Origin of the sequence: Gudongella sp. DL1XJH-153 (assembly GCF_049310905.1) — a bacterium.
In the GTDB taxonomy this organism is placed as follows: domain Bacteria; phylum Bacillota; class Clostridia; order Tissierellales; family Tissierellaceae; genus Gudongella.
Genome location: NZ_JBMEMN010000093.1, coordinates 1 through 416, shown reverse-complemented (window position 1 = coordinate 416; position 416 = coordinate 1). Strand labels below are relative to the sequence as shown.

At 45.2% G+C, this 416-nt stretch carries 1 protein-coding gene; it reads left to right on the top strand.

The window, feature by feature from the left end:
• On the top strand, positions 1 to 416 hold a 416-nt coding region (locus ACOEN1_RS13500), incomplete at both ends, for a phage tail protein (RefSeq protein WP_422487411.1).

The following is a 416-nucleotide window of genomic DNA, read 5'->3' as shown; positions in this document are numbered from 1 at the left end:
GGACTTTTAAACTCTCTACCAACACTGATTCAGTCCCTGCCTCAGATTATTAACAGCATCATTACCTTTATCACCAGCAATCTACCAAAGCTTATTGAAATGGGAGTTCAGCTAACCATTCAGCTTGGCATGGGCTTGATTAGGGCTATCCCTCAGATCGTGGCTCAACTGCCTCAGATCATCATGTCTATCGTCACCGGACTTGCCCGTGGGATCCCATCAATCTTAGAAGTGGGAAGAAACATCGCCAGAGGATTATGGGACGGTATCGCATCGATGATTGGTTGGCTTGGAGAAAAAGTGAAAAACATGGTCAACGGTATCGTTGGTGGTGTTAAAAAGGTTCTTGGAATTAGATCTCCTTCAAAGGTATTTGCAGGCATTGGTTCCAACATGGGTGAAGGTATTGGAGAGGG